We start from the raw sequence: 1,591 nt of genomic DNA, 5'->3' as shown, positions 1-1,591 counted from the left end.
CTCACTCAGCCGATCCCGGCCCGCTGACGCTGTTCCGCGGTGCTTGTGCTGATCGTGGGCTACCCGCGGTAGAGATCAATTGTCGGTAGTGGCCTCGATGTTCGTCAGGACGAGCAGCGCGCGAAACAGGTGGGTGGCGCGGGCGGGGTCGGTACGGAGCTTGGTGAGGATCCGCCAGTTCTTCAGGTGGGCAAAGCCGCGTTCGACGGGGACGCGTCCGGCGGCCAGGACCCGGTTGGCCTCCTTCTCGGCGGGGGTGAGCTTGCGGGCGCGGGTGGCCTTGAAGCCGGTGACGACCACGGGATCGTCCCCGTCGTCGTCCAGGCCGAGGAAGCCGAGGTCGGCCAGGGCGCCGAGGCCGGCAGCACGCAGGTGGGCCAGGATGCGGTCGCGGCGGGCGGCGGTGATGTCGTGGGTGCGGCCGGGCCGGGCGGCCGATATCCACACCAGACGGCCCCGCTCGTCGGTCAGCGCGAGGACGTGCAGGCCGTGGCGGCGATGCTTGCCGGAGTAATTCGGGCGGTTCGCCTCTCCGGTACGGCGCTGGGTGGGGATGAGGGTGCCGTCGATCAGGACGACCTCGCCGCCCCGCCGGGCGATCTTCTTCAGAGCGCGGTCCAGGCGAGGGGCCTTCGCGGCCAGCAGGTGGATCAGCTCGTCGCGCCAGCGCCGGATGGTGGTGGCGGAGATGTCGTTGCCGCCGGCCATGTCGGCCAGGCGCTGATCGTGCCGCAGCACGGCCAAGACGATCACCGCGATCCTCCCGGGCGGCAGCGCCCGCCACCTCGACCGTATCGCTTTGAGATGCCGTCGCAGCAGGTCGGAGAGGTAGTTCAGGGTGTGCGTGGACAGCGGCAGGCGGCACTGGTAGACCAGGGACACGGTGTCCCCGGCGTGCTCTTTGGTTTTCGTCACACAATTCCAACAGCCGCCGGGGGCACTTTGGTTACGCCCCGATCGCCGTGCGGACCGGTCACGGGCGGGTGGTGAACTTCCCTTCGGGTCGTTTGTGCAGCCAGCCGCGGTCGGCCAGCTTCGTGAGCTTCCCGCGCAACGGCTCCAGCTTGCCCCGTACCCCGGTGTCCAAGCCCAGCACCTCGCCGATCTGCCGGGTGGAGACCGGGCCGGCGGCCTGCCGCACCGCGGTCAGGATGCGCTGGTACTCCGCTGGCAGTGCGGACTCAGCCACCCCCGGCCCACGGTCCGGGACCAGCCGCACCGCCCGACCTGCCACCTGGACCACCGGCGACCCGGCCTTCGTGCGCTCGTCGGCGAGCTGCTCGCTCATCCGCTGCCACACCCGCTCGGCCACGGCCAGCTCATCGCGCTCAGCTCGTACCTCCGACAGCTGCTTGACCAGCTGCTCTTCGAGTCCGTCCAGCTCCGCACGCCGCGCGGCGATCCGCTCCAACACCTCGGGATCCATCATGGGCCGGAGCGTAGGAGCGGCACCCGCGACGACGGACGGGAATCCACAAACCCACTCCTGCCAGACGATCTACACCCCAGACTGCCGCCCACGACCAGCACGAGCACCCCGAAACGACATCACACCAGCACCCTGACCAGCCACTTCAAGATGGCGGAGCTT

Annotated in this window: 2 protein-coding genes; both read right to left on the bottom strand. The window is 69.9% G+C overall.

All coding sequences use genetic code 11. From position 1 onward, the window contains the following. Positions 1-75 precede the first annotated feature (75 nt). Complete coding sequence (locus VXC91_RS45355) at positions 76-915, bottom strand: transposase family protein (protein WP_329513170.1); 840 nt, start codon at positions 913-915, stop codon at positions 76-78. Positions 916-973: 58 nt separating this feature from the next. Further along, complete coding sequence (locus VXC91_RS45350) at positions 974-1,429, bottom strand: hypothetical protein (RefSeq protein ID WP_329513169.1); 456 nt, start codon at positions 1,427-1,429, stop codon at positions 974-976. Between the last annotated feature and the right edge of the window lie 162 nt (positions 1,430-1,591).

The organism is Streptomyces chiangmaiensis (assembly GCF_036281785.1).
Classification (GTDB): Bacteria; Actinomycetota; Actinomycetes; order Streptomycetales; family Streptomycetaceae; genus Streptomyces; species Streptomyces chiangmaiensis.
The sequence above is the reverse complement of the archived record's forward strand: the minus strand, read 5'-3'. Positions and strand labels throughout refer to the sequence as shown.

Bases quoted from the DNA above. Each gene is read 5' to 3' on its own strand.
- VXC91_RS45350 (WP_329513169.1), bottom strand. From the start codon at position 1,429: ATGATGGATCCCGAGGTGTTGGAGCGGATCGCCGCGCGGCGTGCGGAG.